16 protein-coding genes are annotated in these 19,692 nt (G+C 63.2%); 12 read left to right on the top strand and 4 right to left on the bottom strand.

Annotated features, from left to right (window positions below; genetic code table 11):
- The first annotated feature begins 3 nt into the window (after positions 1-3).
- Positions 4-2,397, top strand: a complete 2,394-nt coding sequence (locus tag ABIE35_RS05995; RefSeq protein ID WP_207593686.1) for a RelA/SpoT family protein — start codon at positions 4-6, stop codon at positions 2,395-2,397.
- On the opposite strand, the gene ABIE35_RS06000 is transcribed toward ABIE35_RS05995, so the two are convergent.
- The 3 genes from ABIE35_RS06000 to ABIE35_RS06010 form a co-directional block, all read right to left on the bottom strand.
- A complete protein-coding gene (locus tag ABIE35_RS06000) occupies positions 2,394-2,993 on the bottom strand; it encodes a hypothetical protein (RefSeq protein ID WP_354513240.1) in 600 nt (199 codons plus the stop codon). The genes ABIE35_RS05995 and ABIE35_RS06000 overlap by 4 nt on opposite strands.
- Before the next feature lie 99 nt (positions 2,994-3,092).
- Positions 3,093-4,673 carry a DUF349 domain-containing protein gene (locus ABIE35_RS06005; RefSeq protein ID WP_354513242.1) on the bottom strand — a complete coding sequence of 527 codons (1,581 nt, stop codon included), beginning with the start codon at positions 4,671-4,673 and terminating at the stop codon, positions 3,093-3,095.
- Between the two features lie 66 nt (positions 4,674-4,739).
- On the bottom strand, positions 4,740-5,540 hold the full coding sequence (locus ABIE35_RS06010) for a peptidylprolyl isomerase (protein WP_354513244.1): 801 nt from the start codon (positions 5,538-5,540) through the stop codon (positions 4,740-4,742).
- Positions 5,541-5,748: 208 nt separating this feature from the next.
- Between ABIE35_RS06010 and hisS the strand changes: the two genes are divergently transcribed.
- The 3 genes from hisS (at position 5,749) to ABIE35_RS06025 (ending at position 9,900) form a co-directional block, all read left to right on the top strand.
- The gene (gene hisS / locus ABIE35_RS06015) at positions 5,749-7,095 is read left to right on the top strand and encodes a histidine--tRNA ligase (RefSeq protein ID WP_354513246.1); all 1,347 of its coding nucleotides are present in this window, start codon (positions 5,749-5,751) and stop codon (positions 7,093-7,095) included.
- 111 nt (positions 7,096-7,206) lie between these two features.
- On the top strand, positions 7,207-9,000 hold the full coding sequence (aspS, locus tag ABIE35_RS06020; protein ID WP_354513248.1) for an aspartate--tRNA ligase: 1,794 nt from the start codon (positions 7,207-7,209) through the stop codon (positions 8,998-9,000).
- A gap of 81 nt (positions 9,001-9,081) precedes the next feature.
- On the top strand, positions 9,082-9,900 hold the full coding sequence (locus ABIE35_RS06025) for a GNAT family N-acetyltransferase (protein ID WP_354513250.1): 819 nt from the start codon (positions 9,082-9,084) through the stop codon (positions 9,898-9,900).
- Here ABIE35_RS06025 and ABIE35_RS06030 read toward each other — a convergent pair.
- Positions 9,897-10,499: a Vms1/Ankzf1 family peptidyl-tRNA hydrolase gene (locus ABIE35_RS06030; RefSeq protein ID WP_354513252.1), complete on the bottom strand. Its 603-nt coding sequence runs from the start codon at positions 10,497-10,499 to the stop codon at positions 9,897-9,899. The genes ABIE35_RS06025 and ABIE35_RS06030 overlap by 4 nt on opposite strands.
- A 42-nt stretch (positions 10,500-10,541) precedes the next feature.
- Here ABIE35_RS06030 and ABIE35_RS06035 point away from each other — a divergent pair, with 42 nt between their 5' ends.
- From ABIE35_RS06035 to ABIE35_RS06070, 8 genes are all read left to right on the top strand, one after another.
- Positions 10,542-12,086, top strand: coding sequence for a replication-associated recombination protein A (locus tag ABIE35_RS06035; RefSeq protein ID WP_354513254.1), 1,545 nt, complete (start codon positions 10,542-10,544; stop codon positions 12,084-12,086).
- Between the two features lie 218 nt (positions 12,087-12,304).
- Positions 12,305-12,925, top strand: coding sequence for a 30S ribosomal protein S4 (gene rpsD, locus ABIE35_RS06040; RefSeq protein ID WP_011774968.1), 621 nt, complete (start codon positions 12,305-12,307; stop codon positions 12,923-12,925).
- Between the two features lie 157 nt (positions 12,926-13,082).
- Positions 13,083-13,457: a DUF948 domain-containing protein gene (locus ABIE35_RS06045; protein ID WP_089595238.1), complete on the top strand. Its 375-nt coding sequence runs from the start codon at positions 13,083-13,085 to the stop codon at positions 13,455-13,457.
- A 36-nt stretch (positions 13,458-13,493) separates the two neighbouring features.
- Entirely contained in the window at positions 13,494-13,724 is a 231-nt protein-coding gene (locus ABIE35_RS06050; RefSeq protein ID WP_026540817.1) for a hypothetical protein, read from the top strand.
- 115 nt (positions 13,725-13,839) lie between these two features.
- The gene (gene alaS / locus ABIE35_RS06055; RefSeq protein WP_354513256.1) at positions 13,840-16,518 is read left to right on the top strand and encodes an alanine--tRNA ligase; all 2,679 of its coding nucleotides are present in this window, start codon (positions 13,840-13,842) and stop codon (positions 16,516-16,518) included.
- 2 nt (positions 16,519-16,520) lie between these two features.
- Positions 16,521-17,111, top strand: coding sequence for a Holliday junction resolvase RuvX (ruvX, locus tag ABIE35_RS06060; RefSeq protein WP_354513258.1), 591 nt, complete (start codon positions 16,521-16,523; stop codon positions 17,109-17,111).
- Positions 17,108-18,832: an endolytic transglycosylase MltG gene (mltG, locus tag ABIE35_RS06065; RefSeq protein ID WP_354513259.1), complete on the top strand. Its 1,725-nt coding sequence runs from the start codon at positions 17,108-17,110 to the stop codon at positions 18,830-18,832. Before ruvX ends, mltG begins: the two co-directional genes overlap by 4 nt.
- Positions 18,829-19,683: a shikimate dehydrogenase gene (locus tag ABIE35_RS06070; protein WP_354513261.1), complete on the top strand. Its 855-nt coding sequence runs from the start codon at positions 18,829-18,831 to the stop codon at positions 19,681-19,683. Before mltG ends, ABIE35_RS06070 begins: the two co-directional genes overlap by 4 nt.
- Positions 19,684-19,692 lie beyond the last annotated feature (9 nt).

Genomic DNA, 19,692 nt, shown 5'->3' on the forward strand with positions numbered 1-19,692 from the left:
TCTGTGGAAGAACGTGCGACGTCGGCACCACCGGCGGGCGGGGAAGACGGCCACAATGCTGTGGCGGTTCCAGCAACAAGCATGGCTGGACGGACTGCGGGAGCTGTTCCGGTGGATACCCCTGGCGCGCGTCCAACCTTCCCGGGGCGTCGGGAGCGTACACGTTCCCGTCTGGCCCGTCTGACCGGGCGTGGTGTGGCTCCGTACTCTCCGATCCTCGAACCTTTGCTGCGGACAGTACGGGCCAACAACCCCAAAGAGGACTTTGACCTGATCCAGCGGGCCTTCGCCGTTGCGGAGCGAAGCCACCAGGGCCAGAAACGCAAGAGTGGTGATCCCTACATCACCCACCCGGTGGCCGTGGCCACTATCCTGGCTGAACTCGGAATGACAGGCACCACTCTGGCAGCGGCGTTGCTTCACGACACCGTGGAGGACACCCCCTACACACTCGCTGACCTGACGCGCGATTTTGGTCCCGAGGTTGCCATGCTGGTGGACGGCGTGACCAAGCTGGACAAGGTCAGCTTTGGCGAAGCCGCGCAATCAGAGACCGTCCGCAAGATGGTTGTGGCCATGGCCAAGGACATTAGGGTCCTGATGATCAAGTTGGCCGACCGCTTGCATAACGCCCGAACGTGGCGCTTTGTCTCCGCTGAGTCCTCCTCCCGCAAGGCTCGCGAAACGCTGGAGATCTTTGCCCCATTGGCTCACCGCCTGGGCATGAACACCATCAAGTGGGAGCTCGAAGACCTGTCCTTCGCTGCCCTGTACCCCAAGGTGTATGAGGAAATCGTGCGCATGGTGGGGGACCGCACGCCGGAGCGCGAAAAGAGCCTCAGTGTCATTCGCAACCAGATAGCAGATGATCTGCGCACAGCCAGGATCAAGGCGACCATTACCGGGCGTCCCAAGCACTACTATTCCATTTACCAGAAGATGATCGTCCGGGATAAGGACTTCGACGACATCAACGACCTCATGGGCGTGCGCGTCCTGGTGGACTCGGTCCGGGACTGTTACGCAGCCCTGGGTACCTTGCATTCGCGATGGAATCCCCTTCCGGGGCGGTTCAAGGACTACATCGCCATGCCCAAGTTCAACATGTACCAGTCGCTGCACACCACGGTCATCGGCCCGGGCGGCAAGCCCGTGGAGATCCAAATCCGAACCCATGAGATGCATCGCCGGGCCGAGTACGGTGTGGCAGCGCACTGGAAATACAAGGACCAGCCAAACCGCACGGCGCAGGGCCCCGGCAGCCCGCGCGATGGGGACATGGGCTGGTTGAGGTCCTTGGTGGACTGGCAGCAGGAAACGTCGGACCCCGGCGAGTTCCTGGACTCCCTGCGTTATGAGATAAATGCACGCGAAGTTTTCGTCTTCACCCCAAAGGGTGAGGTCATGGCTCTGCCCGCGGGATCGACTCCCGTCGATTTTGCCTACGCCGTCCACACGGAGGTCGGCCACAGGACCATCGGTGCCCGCGTCAACGGCAAATTGGTCCCGCTCAACAGCGAGCTGAACCATGGCGACTGGGTGGAGATCTTCACGTCCAAAGCTGAAGGAGCCGGTCCCAGCCAAGACTGGCAACACTTCGTCAAGTCGGCACGTGCACGTAACAAGATCCGTCAGTGGTTCACCAAGGAACGCCGCGAAGAGGCAATCGATCGCGGCAAGGACATGCTGACGCGGGCCATGCGGAAGCAGAACCTGCCGTTGCAGCGCCTGATGACGCACGATGCCTTGTCTGCGGTGGCCGAAGACTTCCACTACGTGGATATTTCCGGTCTCTACGCAGGCGTCGGTGATGGACATACCTCCGCCCAGTCCGTGATGGAAAAACTCGTCGAGCACTTGGGAGGCCACGAGACTCCGGATGAAGACCTCGACGAAGTCAGCATTCCGACGCAGGTTGCAAAATCCAAATTCTCGGACTCCGGAGTCATCGTCCGCGGTGTGGGCGACGTCTGGGTCAAACTGGCCCGTTGTTGCACACCGGTTCCGCCGGACCCCATCCTGGGATTCGTCACCCGCGGCTCGGGTGTCTCAGTCCACCGGACCGATTGCACCAACGTTTCGGGACTCAGGGACCAGCCGGACAGAATCGTGGAAGTGGAATGGGCCCCCACACAGTCGAGCGTCTTCCTGGTGGAAATCCAAGTGGAGGCATTGGACCGTAAATCCTTGTTGTCCGACGTGACGCGGATTTTGTCCGAAAACCACGTGAATATCCTCGCTGCCTCGGTGCACACCTCGAGCGACAGGGTTGCCATCTCAAAGTTCGCTTTCGAAATGGGCGACCCCAAATACTTGCACCACGTCCTGAATGCCGTGCGCCGTATTGATGGCGTCTTCGATGTCTACCGCACCACGGGTAACAGGCGGCGCAGCTAGACGGCGGCAAGGTGTGCAAGGGTGGCCAGCGCACGCCGCTTGTGGGGAACGCGCGGTGCTGCCTCCACGGCCAGCGTGAGGAGTCTCAAGCGGATTCCCAAATCTTCCTTGGCCAGGAGGCGCCTCAAGGCAGGCAAGGCGCGGTCACTTTCCACGTGCAAGGCAATGTCCGCTGCGGTGCGGAGCGGGCTGCTCACCAGCATCCCGCCAAGACTTACGACGTCCATCTGACCCAGCCGCACCTCATGGAGGCTGCAGGCAGTGCTTCCGCGGAGACTTGAAATGCGGTGCTTCGCATCAACCAGGAGTGACAGGCGCTCCGGAGGGTTCGCACACCCGTAGATCCACGCGGCCGTGAGGCGGCCGGCTACTACTTTGGTCCGGATCCGTTCCGGAACTGTGAGGGCTGCTGCGCGTGCCCGGAGGCGATGGGTGATCGCGGTGCCCGGCGAGGCGTAACTCTTCCCGTAGAGCGGCAGCAGGATGCCGTCGAAGGCCATGCTTTGGAGTTCGTTCCATGTGAAGATCCGGTGGGGGGAGTAAAGCTCTGGGATGGCCGGCTCCGATAAGTGCGGGGCGGCGACAGCGGGGTCCATCCACTGATCATTCCGCGCGGCCGCGCAACCAGTACAGGCTCCGTTCCGGTTATGTGGATAACCGGAACGGAGCCTGCGGTACTGCCAAAGCCAGGAGCGCTAAGCGAGATCGCTTGCAGAGCGCTGAATCTGGTCCAGCCACGCCTGGCGGGCCTCCAAAGCCTCCCGGGCAGTCTTGATACGGCGCTGGTCGCCTGCCTTTTCAGCCTTCTCAAGGTCATCCTTGAGGCCGGCGATGGCAGCTTCGAGTTGCGAGAGGGCGCTGTTGGTGCGTGCCTTGGTCTCCGGGTTGCTCCGGCGCCATTTCTCTTCTTCGGCTTCCTTGACGGCGTCTTCAACCTTGCGGAGTCCGGCCTCGATGCGTCCCATGTCCCCACGGGGAACCTTGCCGGCATCTTCCCATCGATCCCTGATGGACTGGAGGGCCTTCTTGGCCGCGTTGAGGTCCTTGATGGGAAGCAGGGCCTGCGCTTCGGCTACGAGCTGCTCCTTAACCACCAGGTTGGCGGTGTACTCCTGGTCGATCTGGTCGTTGGCTGCCTGGCGGTTGCTGAAGAAGACATCCTGGGCGGCGCGGAACCGGCCCCACAGTGCGTCGTCATCCTTGCGGCTCGCCCGGGGGGTGGCCTTCCACTGGTCCATCAGCCTGCGGTATTCACCTGCGGCGAATCCCCAGTCGGTGGAAGAGGAGAGGGCCTCGGCCTCGGCGATCAGCGCTTCCTTGGCTGACTTCGCCGCGGAATTGTTGCTGTCAAGTTGAGAGAAGTAGGCGCGGCGGTGACGGTCAAAAACGGTGCGCGCCGAACGGAACCGCTTCCACAATGCGTCCTCGTTGCTTCGACCCAAACGTACGCCGCTCTTCTGCGCCGCCTTCCAGGTTTCAAACAATTCGTTCATGCGGGCGCTGGAGGTCTTCCATTGAATCTGGGCAGGATCCTGCCCGGCAATGGATTCGGCTTCGGACACTATCGCTTCACGTGCAGCGAGTTCGCCGGCCCGCACAGCCTCGTGTGCTGCCTTCTCTGACTTCTCCAGCTCCACGATCTGGGTGGAAAGGGCATCCAGGCGTGCTTCAGCGGACCGGATATCGCCCACCATGGTGCGCTCTGCAAGTTGTTCGCGGAGATGAGTGACAGTCTTCTGCATGTCCGTGGCCGGGGCCTTGGATTCGACACGGTGTTCCAGCAGGACAACCTGGGCAATAATGTCGTCGAACTTCCGGGCGAAGTACCCCAGGGCTTCGTCGGGACTGACACCTGGGTACTGGCCGACGGCGATCTCCTCACCATCCAGCGTCAGGAACACGTGGCCGTCACCTTCGGCACGGCCCCACTTGGCTGCCTCGGCGAGCGATGCGGCGGACACGGCCGGGGCAGCGGGAACGACGGCGGCAGGAGCCTTGGGGCGGGCCGCAAGAGCTGCAGGGGTCGGGGCCGCTGACGGGGCAGGTCGCGGTGCGGCCGGCTCACTTGCGGCTGCTTGTGCCTCGGGCGTCCCGGCAGGTGCCGGGTTGTCCCCGGCTGCTGTCCCGGTCCCGGCTGCTGCCTGATCAACAGGCGCTGGTTCTTGTGCAGCTGCCGGCGCCACTGAGGTTTCCACATTGTCGGGGCTGGTCGCCTCGACGGCTTCTTCTTCGTTGGCCACTACTGCTGTTTCGTCGGATTTCTGACTGTCTGTCACCGCTAAAAGTCTTTCGCTTGGAGGGACTGCTCAGGTAATGCACCCCGGGCCGGGGCCTGGAGTTGGTTACTTCAGAGAAAACGAGTCTATCGTGACAGGTGCCACAGGGGCGCCGTCACTGGTGCTTTCGCCGGTTTTCAGTCCTGCGGCGGCGATGTTGGTGACCACGTCCAACCCGCTGGTCACCTTGCCCACTACGGTGTATCCACCGGCCGTGTCAGCTGGAATGGTGGTGTCCCTGTAGACGATGAAGAACTGGTGTCCGTTGCCGTAGGCATTGTTCCCGCTGCGGGCCACTGCAATTGTCCCCGCGGGGTACTTGTTGTCTGCGGGCGTGTTTTCCAACGGACCCCAGCGGTAGTTGGGGTCGTCCGCGCCGTCTTCGGAGGGGGCGCCGCACTGCAGCAGCCCGAAGGTTTCCGAGGTCGTCAGGCGGTGGCAGAACTTGCCGTTGTAGTAGCTGGAGTCGCTGAGCGACTTTAACACTGCCGCGGCCTGGGGTGCAGCCGTTCCGTTCAGCTCAACGCCCACCACTCCGCTGTTCAGCGCGAGCTCGCCGGTGAACGTTTTTCCAGCGGCCGTGTCCGGGCTGGGAACGTCCGGACTGTTGGACGCAGACGCAGACGGGGAAGCGGACGGAGAACTAAGGCCCGCTTCTGCAGCAGCGAACTCAGCCTCGGTGGGGTTGGAGCTGAAGACGGTCAGTTGAAGCACGACGGCGAGGATCACTGCCGCTGTACCCGCGCCGATGGCGATGGTGTTGTCGCGTTTGCGCCGCTTGCCCTGTTCCTGCCGCAGGGCACGCTTGGCTTCCATCTGCCTGATGCGACGTTTCGCTTCGCGGTCATCCCGCGACCTTGTTGCCAAGAGTCCTCCTGATTGTGTCCACTTCCGGGGCCGCCGACAGGAACCCGGGCATGCTGCATTAGATGTGCACGCGCGGAAAGCATAAACTGGCTGCCGCACATAGTTTATGCATGACCGGCTGGACGCCCGCCCTGTAAACGCCGTACGGGCGTTTTAAAGCTGTGGGTCCTGTAACAGCGTCAGCTTTCTTCGAGGAGACATTTCCACCATGGCACGTACCGCCTCCCTGTCCGGATTCCCCGAGTGGCTTCCCCAGGAGCGGTTGGTGGAGCTCCATGTGCTGGATACGCTCCGCAAGACGTTCGAGTTGCACGGGTTTTCGTCCATCGAGACCAGGGCAGTGGAAACTGTGGGGCAGCTGCTCCGCAAAGGCGAGATCGACAAAGAGGTTTACGGGCTGAGCCGGCTCCAGGATGACGAGGGTGAGGCTGCGAAGTCAGATAAAGCGGATCCCAACGCCTTGGCACTGCACTTCGACCTGACTGTTCCCTTCGCCCGTTACGTGGTGGAGAACGCCGGGTACCTGGCATTCCCGTTCCGCCGCTACCAGATCCAGAAGGTCTGGCGTGGCGAGCGGCCGCAGGAAGGCCGCGCCCGTGAGTTCACCCAGGCGGACATCGATGTGGTGGGCGACGGCGAGCTTCCGTTCCGCTACGACGTCGAGATTGCCCTGGTCATTGCCGAGGCACTGAGCGCGTTGCCGATTCCTGATTTCCGGCTCCGGATCAACAACCGGAAGCTGGCCGAGGGTTTCTATCGCGGCATCGGCCTGACGGACACTGCCGGGGTCCTGCGCAGCATCGACAAACTGGAAAAGATCGGCGCTGGGAGGGTGGCCGAGCTGTTGAAGAGCGAGCTCGGTGCCACGGACGAGCAAGCCGGACTGGCCCTGGAACTGGCAAGTATCCGCACTGAAGACACCTCCTTCGTCCAGCAGGTACGCGCTTTGGGCGTCACCGATGAGCTCCTGGAGGAAGGGCTCAACGAGCTGGAGCAGGTCATCCAAGCGGCCGTGCAGCGTGCCCCGGGCAAGGTGGTTGCCGATTTGAGCATCGCCCGCGGCTTGGATTACTACACCGGAACTGTCGTCGAAACCGTGTTGGTGGGCCACGAACAGCTCGGTTCCATTTGCTCCGGTGGCCGCTATGACGCCCTGGCCAGCAAGGGCAACCGCAAGTTCCCCGGAGTCGGCCTTTCCATCGGTGTGACGCGGCTCGTATCGCGCATCCTCAGCCAGGAACTGGCGACGGCATCGCGCTCGGTCCCTACAGCGGTCCTGGTTGCCTTGAATACGGACGACAGCTGGTCTGCGGCGCAGGATATCGCGGCACAACTGCGGGGGAGGGGCATCGCGACCGAAGTTGCTGCGAAGGCCGAGAAGTTCGGCAAACAGATCAAGTTCGCCGACCGGCGCGGAATCCCGTTCGTGTGGTTTACCGACGACGACGGCAAGCACCAGGTCAAGGACATCCGCACCGGTGAGCAGGTTGACGCCGACCCCGCAGAATGGACGCCGTCGGAAGAGGACTTGTACGTCCGCGTCACCACCGCCTGATACAGGCATCGCTTGTTCCGCTACTTGGCGGGAGCCGCGGCCGGGGCGGGTAAACTCGGACGGGACCGCCATTGCAGCGGTCCCTATAAATTTCATGCTGAAAGGAATGCTGTGCTGCGCACACATGACCTCGGATCACTTCGCTCCGAGCACATTGGACAAACCGTTACCCTGGCCGGCTGGGTGGGCCGCCGCCGTGATCACGGTGGCGTTGCATTCGTTGACCTGCGTGACGCGTCCGGTGTCGCCCAGGTGGTAGTCCGTGAGGAAGAGGTCTTCCATGGCCTGCGGAACGAGTACGTCCTGCAGGTGACGGGTACCGTCAACAAGCGTCCCGAAGGCAACGAAAACCCGGCTCTGGCGACGGGTGACATCGAGGTGATCGCCGACAAGGTGGTCATCCTCAACACCTCTGAGCCGCTTCCGTTCCAGATCGACGAACACGTTGAAGTTGGCGAGGAAGCACGCCTTAAGCACCGTTACCTGGACCTTCGCCGTCCCGGCCCCGCCCGCAACATGCGCCTGCGTTCGGAGGCCAACCGTGTGGCCCGCGAGCTGCTGCACCAGCGCGGCTACGTCGAAATTGAGACGCCCACGCTGACGCGTTCGACGCCGGAAGGCGCCCGCGACTTCGTTGTCCCGGCACGCTTGGCGCCGGGTTCCTGGTATGCCCTGCCGCAGTCGCCGCAGCTTTTCAAGCAGCTGCTCCAGGTGGGCGGCTTTGAGAAGTACTACCAGATTGCCCGCTGCTACCGTGACGAGGACTTCCGTGCGGACCGCCAGCCGGAGTTCACCCAGCTCGACATCGAAGCCAGTTTCGTGGACCAGGACGATGTCATTGAGCTGGGCGAGGCAATCGTCAAGGCGCTGTGGCAGCTCATCGACGTCGAGATCCCCACCCCGATCCGCCGCATGACGTACCTGGATGCCATGGCCAAGTATGGCTCGGACAAGCCGGACCTGCGCTTCGGCGTGGAGCTGACTGAGCTTACGGACTTCTTTAAGGACACCAACTTCGGCGTGTTCAAGGCACCGTACGTCGGCGCAGTGGTCATGCCCGGCGGAGCTTCGCAGCCCCGCCGTACGCTGGACGGCTGGCAGGAATTCGCCAAGCAGCGCGGACACAAGGGCCTTGCCTACGTGCTCTTCAAGGAGGACGGCGAGCTCGCTGGCCCCGTTGCCAAGAACCTCACGGAAGGCGAGCGGGCCGGACTGGCGGACGCCGTGGGCGCCAAGCCTGGTGACTGCATCTTCTTCGCCGCCGGTGAGAAGTCGGCGGCACGCGCCCTGCTGGGTGCTGCCCGCGTTGAAATCGGTCACCGTACCGGCCTGATCGACCCCAACGACTGGGCGTTTGTCTGGATCGTCGATGCTCCCATGTTCGAGCCCGCCGCCGCGGCCGTCGCTTCCGGTGACGTAGCTGTGGGTGGAGGACAGTGGACGGCAGTGCACCACGCGTTCACCTCGCCCAAGCCGGAGTTCCTGGACACCTTCGATCAAGACCCTGAATCCGCACTGTCGTACGCCTATGACATCGTCTGCAACGGCAACGAGATCGGTGGCGGTTCCATCCGTATCCACCAGCGCGAAGTACAGGAACGGGTCTTCCAGCTCATGGGGCTGGACAAGGAAGACGCCGAAACCAAGTTCGGCTTCCTGCTGGAAGGTTTCAAGTACGGCGCCCCTCCGCACGGCGGAATGGCCCTCGGCTGGGACCGCGTTGTGGCCTTGCTCGCCGGTGTGGAGTCCATCCGCGACGTCATTGCGTTCCCGAAGTCGGGCAACGGCTATGATCCCCTGACGGCCGCTCCTGCACCGATCACCCCGCAGCAGCGCAAGGAAGCAGGCGTCGACTTCAAGCCCGAAGCCAAACCTGCAGCCAAGCCGGAAACCACCACCGTCTAAACGGTCACCAAAGGCTCTCCACTCCGGTGGGGGGCCTTTGGCGTTTCACCCGAAGACTCCCTCAACGAAAGGTGCTGCTGGATGCTGGAGCAAACTTTCCTGGAAACGCTCATGGACAAGGCCTGGCCGGCCCTTGAGCGTGAAGACCTTGTTGGCGAAGGCGCAATGAAGTGGGTGCTCCGTGCTTCGAACGGGGTGACACAGCGGGCTAATTCTGTGTGGCCGGCCAATCCGGCATATAGTGCGGACGGTCATGCAGTAGCCACAGGCCTGGAGTCTGCCGCTGACCTTGAGCGATCCGTCAACGCCGCCTCGGAGTGGTACAGGCGCCGCCGCCTGCCGTTGATTTTCCAAGTGTTCGATGACTGCCGCAGCGCGGCCCTCAACGATGTCCTGGACCGCCGGCGCTTCACCCGGCAGTCCGAAACGAAGATCATGCTCCGCAGCCTGGACGACGTGCCGCCCTGTCCGCCGAAGGTGGAGATGCTCGAACTGCCTTCTGAGGAATGGCTCCGTCTCTGGTGGTCCGTCGATGGCCGCGGCGGTGAGGCCGAAGTGTCCGTCGCCCACAGGATCCTCACCGCCTGCCCGGCGCTGTACGCCATGGTGAGGGACGACGACGGCGTCCCCGCCGCCGTCGGGCGCCTCGCCCTGGTTGATGGCTGGGGCGGTATCTACGGCATGGCGACCTCTGCCGGGCACCGCCGGCGCGGATACGCCGCCCAGGTACTGGCCGCGTTGCTGCATGCCGGCGCTGGGCGGGATCTGAAGGGGGTCTGGCTTTTGGTCACGGCCGCCAACCACGGGGCACAGTCGCTGTACACACAGGCTGGATTCATGGACAACGGCAGCTACGAGTACCGGCAGGCGCCCCTGAAACGTGCCCTTGGAGGCTGCTAACCCGCCGGATCCGGATCGGTCACCGTGATCCGGATCGAGCAGGCGTCTGCTGCCGCTTTTTGCAGGGCCGCGGATTTGATCTCCTGGATGTCCAGGAATGCCAGCCGTGCGCGGCTTGTGTACGCCTTGAGGACCGGCTGCGCAAGGACCTGATCCACTAAGGCCCTGTCTCCGCCGGGAACGATGTACTCCATCCGGTGCCCCGTGAAGATCCTGGCCGCATGTTCCGCCGTGGATCTGGCATCGATGAAGCGGTTGCCGCTCTTCGAGGCGAGGATAGTGGTGCCGCTGGCCGAGGCCACGGCATAACCGCCGCGCCGGACCAGCACCAGGCCCAGCCCCCGCTCCTGGGCGGCCAGCGAGGCGAGGCGGTGGAGTTCGCTGCCCCCTCGGCCTGGGCGTCCGTCCGACGGCCATGGCGCCCTCAGCAGCGCGGTGGCTCCGTCGGCTGCGCGCAGGAGGAGGCCGCCGTCGTCGAGGTCTTCCACCACGGGACCGTGGCTGGCCGCGAACCGTTCCACCCAACCCTGCAACCTGGTGGCGGACACCAGGGCGGTCCGGATGGCCTGGTGGCGCGGGGCAGATGCTCGGCGGTCCATGGCTGATGTCTCCTTTGCTGGAACTATGAGTAGCCTATCCATGTGGAAGATCTCTTTGGTGCCGGTGCTGACAACGACGACGAGTCGGAGGAACTGCCGGCCACGCCGCATTCCCACGGGGGGCCTTCCGACGCACACTGGATGGCGTCTCAGCGTAGTCCCTTGGCAGTGCGGATGCGCCCCCGCACTTTGGACGACGTCGTGGGGCAGCAGCACCTGTTGGGTCATGGTTCACCGCTGCGGCAGTTGGCAGCCGGGGCCGAAGCTGCCGGTCCCGCCGGACCGAGCTCTGTGATCCTTTGGGGGCCTCCAGGAACGGGCAAAACCACGCTGGCCCATGTGATCGCGCGGGGTCCCGGAAGGAAGTTCGTGGAATTGTCTGCGATCACCGCAGGCGTCAAAGATGTCCGGCGCGTCATGGATGAGGCCTTGACGGCCCGCGATCTCTATAAGAAAACCACCGTCCTCTTCCTGGACGAAATCCATCGCTTTAACAAAGCCCAGCAGGACGCCCTGCTACCGGGTGTCGAGAACCGCTGGGTGGTGCTCGTCGCCGCCACCACGGAAAACCCATCATTCTCAGTGGTGTCGCCCCTGTTGTCGAGGTCGCTGCTGCTGACGCTGAAGCCGCTCACCGATGACGACATTGGGGGACTGCTGCAACGGGCCGTCGCCGATGCCCGCGGCCTTGCCGGACGCGTGGAGCTCAGCCCGGAGGCGCTGGACCACTTGGTGCGCCTCTCCGGCGGCGATGCCCGCAGGGCGTTGACCGCGCTGGAAGCCGCTGCCGGGGTCGCGTTCGGTGACAGTACCGCCGTCGGGCCTTCCGAACCGGACGGTACCAGTGCCGTGCCGGGGGATGACCGCGACGCTGGAGAATCCGTCGACGCTGAAGCAACCAACGACGACGGCGAACCGGGCCTCGCCTACGACGGCTCCCCTGACGCTCCGGTGCTGGTGGAACTGCGGCATACCGAGCGTGCCTTGGACGCCGCGGCGGTTCGCTATGACCGTGCCGGGGACCAGCATTACGACGTCGCCAGTGCTTTCATCAAATCCATCCGTGGCTCGGATGTCGATGCCGCCCTGCATTACCTGGCCCGCATGCTTGAAGCGGGCGAAGATCCACGGTTCGTTGCACGACGCATCGTGATTTCCGCCGCTGAAGACATTGGAATGGCCGATCCCACGGCGCTGCAGACGGCAGTGGCGGCGGCCCAGGCGGTGCAGTTGATCGGCATGCCGGAGGGGCGGATCGTCCTCGCCGAAGCTGTGGTCCATTTGGCTACCGCGCCTAAATCCAATGCCGCGTACATGGGCTTGAACAAAGCGGTGGCCGATGTCAGGGCAGGGTTTGGCGGCGGCATTCCCATGCACTTGCGGGATGCGCACTACCCCGGTGCAAAGCAATTGGGGCATGGCAAGAGCTACAAGTACGCCCACGACGAACCGCACGGTGTGGCAACCCAGCAATACCCGCCCGACGATTTGGTGGGGAAGGACTACTACCAGCCCACCAATAACGGTGCCGAACGGGACATTGCCGCCAGGCTGGAACGGCTCCGCAAGATAGTGCGCGGGGAGTAGGCAATGGCACCCGTCCCACTCGAAGGGCCACAGGGCGTCAACCACGTTGTGCATGGTACGATTGATCCTTGTCTGGCATGGCCCGACGCACAATCCCACTGAAGATTCCTTCAACAGTGCTGTGCGCCCGGGCTAGTAGCAAGAGGCAGCGGTTGGCCGATGCTCTCCCTGATGGAGGCCAGTAACACTGACACACCGCAGTAATTGGAAGGACACAAGTGGCTAACAACACTCGTGCTCGCCGTACCGCACGCCTTTCGCGTGCACTCGGCATCGCTCTGACCCCCAAGGCCGCCAAGTACATGGAGCGCCGCCCGTACGGCCCCGGTGAGCATGGCCGTGCCCGCAAGAAGCAGGACTCCGACTACGCCGTACGTCTGCGCGAAAAGCAGCGTCTGCGCGCCCAGTACGGCATCCGCGAAGCCCAGATGACCCGTGCCTTCGAAGAAGCACGCCGCACCAAGGGCCTGACCGGTGAAAACCTGGTTGAGCTGCTCGAAATGCGTCTGGACGCCCTCGTGCTCCGTGCAGGCTTCGCCCGCACCATCGCACAGGCCCGCCAGCTGGTTGTGCACCGCCACATCATGGTTGACGGCATCCGCGTGGACCGCCCGTCCTTCCGCGTTGGTGAAGGCCAGCTCATCCACGTTCACAGCCGCTCCGAGGTCATGCCCCCGTTCCAGGTGGCAGCTGCAGGCGCACACGTTCTGAACAACGTGCCGGCATACCTGGACGTCAAGATCGACGCCCTGCAGGCACGCCTGGTTCGTCGCCCCAAGCGCTCTGAGGTCCCCGTGATCTGCGAAGAGCAGCTCGTCGTCGAATTCTACGCTCGCTAAATTCAAGCAGCGCATACAAAGAAGCCCGTGGCACATGCCGCGGGCTTCTTTGTATGTAAGGTACCGGTCCAAAGTGGGTAAGGTACTGGGGAGGCCTTGTCCAAAGCCGTTCGACGGCTGGTGCAGGGCAATGCAACAACCCTAGGAGAAGAGTTCTATGTCTGGTGGCGACATCGCCGGCCTCATCGCAGCAGGAGTCTTCGCGCTCCTTGTGTTGTTGTTGGCTGTGCCAATCTTGAAGCTGGGTGGCGTGTTCGACGAGGTCCGGACCTCCATCCGGTCCATCAGTGACGGCGCAACGCCCTTGATGGATGAAGTGACCGCTACGGTTTCCACCACCAACCAGCAGCTGAAGAAGGTTGACGGGATCGCCTCCAACGTCTCCGACGCCTCGGCCAACATCTCCGCGTTGTCCTCGCTGGTGGCGGCCACGGTGGGCTCTCCCTTGATCAAGGTGGCTGCGTTCAGCTATGGCGTGCGCTCGGCTTTCGCCGGACGTCGCGGCCCTTCCTCCGGCCGCCGCAGCCGCTGACCTCCGCGGTCGTAGATATAGGGAAAAGAGAAACCCATGAAAAGAATTGTGTGGATGGGCATCGGCGTCGCCATCGGCGTCATTGCCTTCCGAAAGATCACTGAGGCCCAGGCGAACATCGGTCCTGATGGCTTGAACCGTGCCGTGGGCCGGATGGCTGACGGCTTGTTCGATTTCGCCGACGCGGTCCGGACAGGCATGCACCAACGGGAAGAGGACCTTAGGGCGGCGTTGGGTATTGACGACGCCGGAGCCGGCCGCCGATAGCGGAGCGGTTCGCTCCCACGCCCGCAACAGGGCAGAATGGAAAACTGCGGAACGGCACCAGCCGGTACCGCGCACATGACGTGCAGTGGATTTGAGAAGGGTAAGTAATCAGCTAATGAAGTCGCAGGAGATCACCAAACGCTGGGTGGACTTTTTTGTCAGCAAGGGCCACACCGCCGTTCCCTCCGCGTCGCTCGTTTCCAGCGACCCGTCCCTTCTCTTCACCGTCGCCGGAATGGTGCCGTTCATTCCGTACCTGACTGCGCGCGAAGAACCCCCGTACAGCCGTGCCACGAGCGTCCAGAAATGCATCCGCACCGGAGACATCGAGGAAGTGGGAAAGACGGCCCGCCACGGGACGTTCTTCCAAATGTGCGGCAACTTCTCCTTTGGCGACTACTTCAAGGAAGACGCCATCAAGTTCGCTTTCGAGCTGCTCACCACAAGCGTTGACGACGGCGGCTACGGGCTTCCCGCCGAGCGCCTCTGGGTGACCGTCTACGAAGAAGACGACGAAGCCAAGGAACTCTGGCTCAAGAACACCGGTATCCCCGCTGAACGCATCCAGCGCATGGGCAAAGCCGACAACTACTGGTCCACCGGCCAGCCGGGCCCTGCCGGTCCCTGCTCGGAGATCTACTACGATCGCGGCCCCGCCTACGGCATCGAAGGCGGCCCGCTGGCCGATGAGACCCGGTACATCGAGATCTGGAACCTCGTGTTCATGCAGTACCAGATCGAGAATGTCCGTTCCAAGGTTGACTTCGACATCGTGGGAGAGCTCCCGCAGAAGAACATCGACACCGGCCTGGGCATGGAGCGTCTCGCGATGATCCTCCAGGGCGTCGAGAACATGTACGAAACCGACCAGGTCCGCCCGGTCATCGACAAGGCAGCCGAACTGTCCGGCCGTGAATACACCTCGGCGGAGTCCCCGGAGGACCCGCACCACACGGACGATGTCCGCATGCGCGTCGTGGGCGACCACATTCGTTCCGCCCTGATGCTGATTGCTGATGGTGTTTCGCCGTCAAACGAAGGCCGTGGCTATGTGCTGCGGCGCCTCATTCGACGCGCAGTCCGCGCCATGCGGCTGCTCGGCGTCGAAAGGGCCTGCCTGCCGGACCTTCTTCCCGCTTCCCGTGACGCCATGAAGGGCGTCTACCCCGTGGTGGAAACCGACTTTGCCCGAATCAGCCGTATTGCCTACGCCGAAGAAAAGGCGTTCCTGCGCACTATTGCTTCCGGCACGGCCCGCCTGGAAGATGCAGTAGCTGAGTCCAAGGCCGCCGGTATTCCCCTTTCGGGTGCCGACGCCTTTGCCCTGCACGACACCTATGGCTTCCCGATCGACCTGACGCTGGAAATGGCAGAAGAGGCCGGCCTCAAGGTGGACGAAGCAGGTTTCCGCTCACTCATGCTCGAGCAGCGCCAACGTGCGCAGGCTGATGCCAAGGGTAAGAAGGGTGGCCACGCGGACCTCAGCGCCTACCAGGAACTCCTGGGCAAGGGCGAGACCGTCTTCACGGGCTATGACGAACTTGAGGGCGAATCCACGGTCCGCGGCATTGTCAGCGGTGGCCGTGCTGTGGGGCATGCCTCCACCGGCGACGAGATTGAGCTGGTCCTCAACGAAACCCCGTTCTACGCCGAAGCCGGTGGCCAGTCCGCTGACACCGGCCTCATCACCGGCGATGGCTTCGTGGTGGAGGTCCTGGACGTTCAGCGGCCCATCAAGGGCTTGAGCGTGCACAAGGCGATTGTCCGCGAAGGCGAGATTGCCTCCGATGCGTTGGTGCGCGCCGCCGTCGACCGCGAACGTCGCCACGCAGCCGAGCAAGCCCACACCGGCACGCACATCGTGCACGCCGCCCTGCATCAAATCCTGGGCCCTGAAGCTACCCAGCGCGGTTCCTACAACAAAGCGGGCTACCTGCGTTTCGACTTCGCCTGGGGTGAGGGTCTGAGCACCGCGACGCGGTCCGAAATCGAAGAGGTCTCCAACATCGCCATTCGGAACAATTTCCGGGTAGACACCAAGGTGATGGGGCTTGCTGAAGCCAAAGCGCTTGGTGCCATGGCACTGTTCGGCGAAAACTACGGCAGCGAAGTGCGGGTCGTGGAGATCGACGGCGCGTGGTCCCGCGAACTGTGTGGTGGCACGCACGTGTCCAACACCTCCCTCATCGGTAGCCTTTCGCTGCTGGGAGAGCAGTCCGTTGGCTCCGGAAACCGCCGCGTGGAAGCCTTCGTCGGCCTGGACGCATTCCGTCACCTGGCCGCCGAGCGGGCCTTGGTGAATGAGCTCACAGAACTCCTGAAGGTTCCCTCCGGGCAACTTGCCGACCGCATTTCCAGCACGCTGAGCAAGCTGAAGGCAACGGAGAAGGAACTCGACCGCCTCCGCAAGGAGCAGCTGGCCGCTGCTGCCGCAAACCTGGTGGGCACTGCAAGGGACGCTGCGGGTGTGCGCGTAGTAGCCCACGACGCCGGTCAGGTCGGCGGAGCCGACGATCTCCGTAACCTCGCCTTGGACCTCCGAAGCCGCCTCGGCTCGGAGGCTGCCACGGTAGCTGTTGCCGGCGTCAGCAATGACCGCCCGGTGATCCTCATTGCCACCAACGAGGCCGCCCGCGAAGCCGGCGTGAAGGCCGGTGCGCTGGTTCGCCTGGCTGCCGGCATCCTGGGCGGTGGCGGTGGCGGCAAGGACGACGTCGCCCAAGGCGGCGGCGCCGACGCTGGGAAGGTCTCTGAGGCCCTCACAGCGGTGGTGGATGCGATAGCCAAGCGCTGACGGTGGCTGCAAGTACTAACGACAACGTCTACCCCCGGGGCATCAAGCTGGGGGTAGACGTCGGCACCGTCCGGGTGGGCGTGTCCATCTGCGATCCCGACGGAATTCTGGCCACACCCTTCAAAACTCTTGCACGCGACACCAAGAAGAACTCCGACGTCCGCTTGCTGGTCAAGCACGCGGCTGAACTGCCTGCAGTGCAGATCTTTGTGGGCCTTCCGCGCACCATGAAGGGTGAGGAACGTGCCTCTGCAGACATGGCCACCGCGTACGCCGAGCTCGTCGCCAACGAGCTGGTGCGGGCCGGTTTGGATATCCCCGTGAGCCTTGTTGACGAGCGGCTTTCGACCGTGACGGCACACCGCAACCTGCACCAAGCTGGCATGAGCAGCAGGAACCACCGTAAAGTGGTTGATCAGGTTGCCGCTGCTGGAATACTGCAGCACGCAATTGACATGCAAAAAGCCAGAGGAACGGACGTTGGCCGCCGAGTGCAGGCACCGGCGCAATCCGATAAGTCCAGCAGTGCCCCAACGCTGCGGGCTGCCTCCGGCAGTGAACCCGATTCTTCTACGAGGGGACTGCAACTGTGAGCCCGGTCAACAACGACCCCTCCAGCGGTACCGCCGGCGGCGGTATGCCGCTGACCCGCAAAGAGCTGCGGGCGCGGGAACGATTCCTCGCCACGCAGAACCAAAACGTCGTACCCGTTCCCGAAGCGACCCCCGGGGAAGCCGCTGCTTCCGCAGACCGTGAGCCTGAACTGCCCAGTCCTGTTCCCGCAGTGCCCCACGCGCCGGTTGCGCCGCCTGTGCCGGCTGCTCCACCCGTTCCCGTGTCAAAACCTGCTACTCCTCCCATTCCCGCCGCGCAACCGGTGTCTTCAGCGCCGGTTCATGTTGACGAGCCACCCCAGACGTCCAATGACGAATTGCCGTCCGTTGAGACTCCGGGGGACGCACACTCAGCTGAACCGGATCATGGCGGGAATCACCTGGACGGCGCAGAAGCCCACGAGGTGGAAGGACATCACCACCCCGGGCATGCGGATTTTGACAACACGCACGACGTGGCCGGGCATGGGCCCCACGCCGATCTACATGAAGAGCACCACGCGGATGGTCTTCACCATGAAGAGCACCACGCGGATGGGCTTCACCATGGTGAACACTTCGTCGATGGTCTTCACCATGAAGAGCACCACCACGACCTCATCGCGCCTGTGGAGCAGACGGCTTCCGCCAAGGCAGCGGTCAAGAAGGCCCGCCGCCGTCGTCGTGTCCTTGCCCTGATGATCACGCTGGGTGTCTTCGTTGCCGCCATAGCCATCGGGGCCCAGTTCCTCAAGCCCTTGCTGGGCATGGACAAGGTCACTGACTATCCGGGCCCAGGTACAGGCTCGGTCAATATCACCGTGCCCGAAGGTTCCGGACCGAAAGCTGTGGCCGTAGCACTCGTCGAGAACAAAGTGGTGGCTGACGCCGATGCCTTCGTTAAGGAATTCCTCAATGACGGCGGTGAATTGTCCCCGGGCGAGTTCACCTTCCGTACCGAGATGAAGAATTCCGACGCCGTGGATGTCCTGGTCAACAAGGACGCATCCAAGGTGATGTACTTCGCCCTCAGTGCGGGCCTTCGCATCAATGAGTCGCTGGAAGCCATTTCCAAGGGCTCGGGTATCTCCATGCAGGAACTCAACGCGCTCAACCAGGCCCCGGCACAGTTCGGCATTCCGGCCAAGGCCAAGAGCCTCGAAGGCTTCCTGGCCCCGGGGGAGTACCGCTTTCCGCTCGGCACGCCGGCCAAGGACATCATCCAAAAGTTGGCCACTACCACGCTGGATGAGCTCAAGTCCCAGGGAATCACGGAACCGGGCAAGCAGTACGACACCGTGACCATCGCCAGTATTGTGCAGGCAGAAGGCGGTCAAGCGGACTATGGAAACGTGGCCGGCGCCATCTACAACAGGCTCAAGCCAAACAATGTGGAAACCAGCGGCCTGATCCAGTCTGACGCCACGGTGACCTACGGACTCGGCAAGAAATCCTTCCATCTCACGGAGGAAGAAAAGGCCGATAAGTCCAATACGTACAACACGTACGCCAATGTTGGGTTGCCGGCTGGACCCATCGGCTCACCGGGCAAGACTGCCATTGATGCTGCGGCCAAACCCACCCAGAACGACTACATGTACTGGGTCACCATCAACCTGGACAGCAAAGAAACCAAGTTCTCCAAGACGCTGGCTGAGCACAACGTCTACGTTGAGCAGTACAACGCGTGGTGCCAGGCCAATCCGGGACGGTGTGTGTGAGTCGTCGTGCCGCAGTCCTGGGGCATCCGATCTCGCATTCGAAGTCACCGGCCCTGCATACTGCTGCCTACGCCAAACTGGGCGTTGACATCGAATACTCCGCAATCGATGTCACCGTGGACGGCCTTCCAGCGTTCATGGGCTCACTCTTCGGCGATGACTCCTGGTGCGGGCTCTCAGTGACCATGCCGTTGAAGTCGGCCATGGTCAAGGAGGTTGACGAGGTCCGGGGCGCGGGCGCCCAGTTGGGAGTCATCAACACCGTGGTCTTTGAACACGACGGCGGGGCGGTGCGACGCGTTGGATACAACACCGATGTCGCCGGGATAGTTGAGGCGGTCCGGTATGCCGGGGTTGCTTCCACGCCCCACGCGGCCATCCTGGGTGGCGGCGGTACCTCCGCTGCGGCCGTTGCGGCTGTCAAGGAACTTGGTGGCAGCCACGTGGATGTCTTCGTCCGTGATGCAGGGCGTGCCGGTGAGGCGGAAGCCGCTGCAGCCGCCGTCGGAATTTCCCTCCGTGTCAGACCGTTGACTGAAGCAGCCACCGCTGTGGCGGGCACCGACCTGGTGATCTCCACATTCCCGCCGCGTGCCGCCGATTCCTTGGCGGATGAGTTGGCGGCGTTGCCGGGAACAGGGGCCGGTGTGCTGCTAGATGTTGCCTACGATCCCTGGCCCAGCCGCCTTGCTGAGGCGTGGCATGGTCACGGAGGCGCCGTAGTCCCGGGCCTTGAGATGCTGATGTACCAGGCGGCCGAGCAGATCAGGCGCTTCAGCGGCTGTGACGTGGATGCCGCCGTCATAGATGTGATGTGCGACTCAGTCGGGCTTCCCCGGCGAGTGTTCTAGAAGCCTTAC

It is taken from the genome of Paenarthrobacter sp. 4246 (assembly GCF_040546855.1).
In the GTDB taxonomy this organism is placed as follows: Bacteria; Actinomycetota; Actinomycetes; order Actinomycetales; family Micrococcaceae; genus Arthrobacter.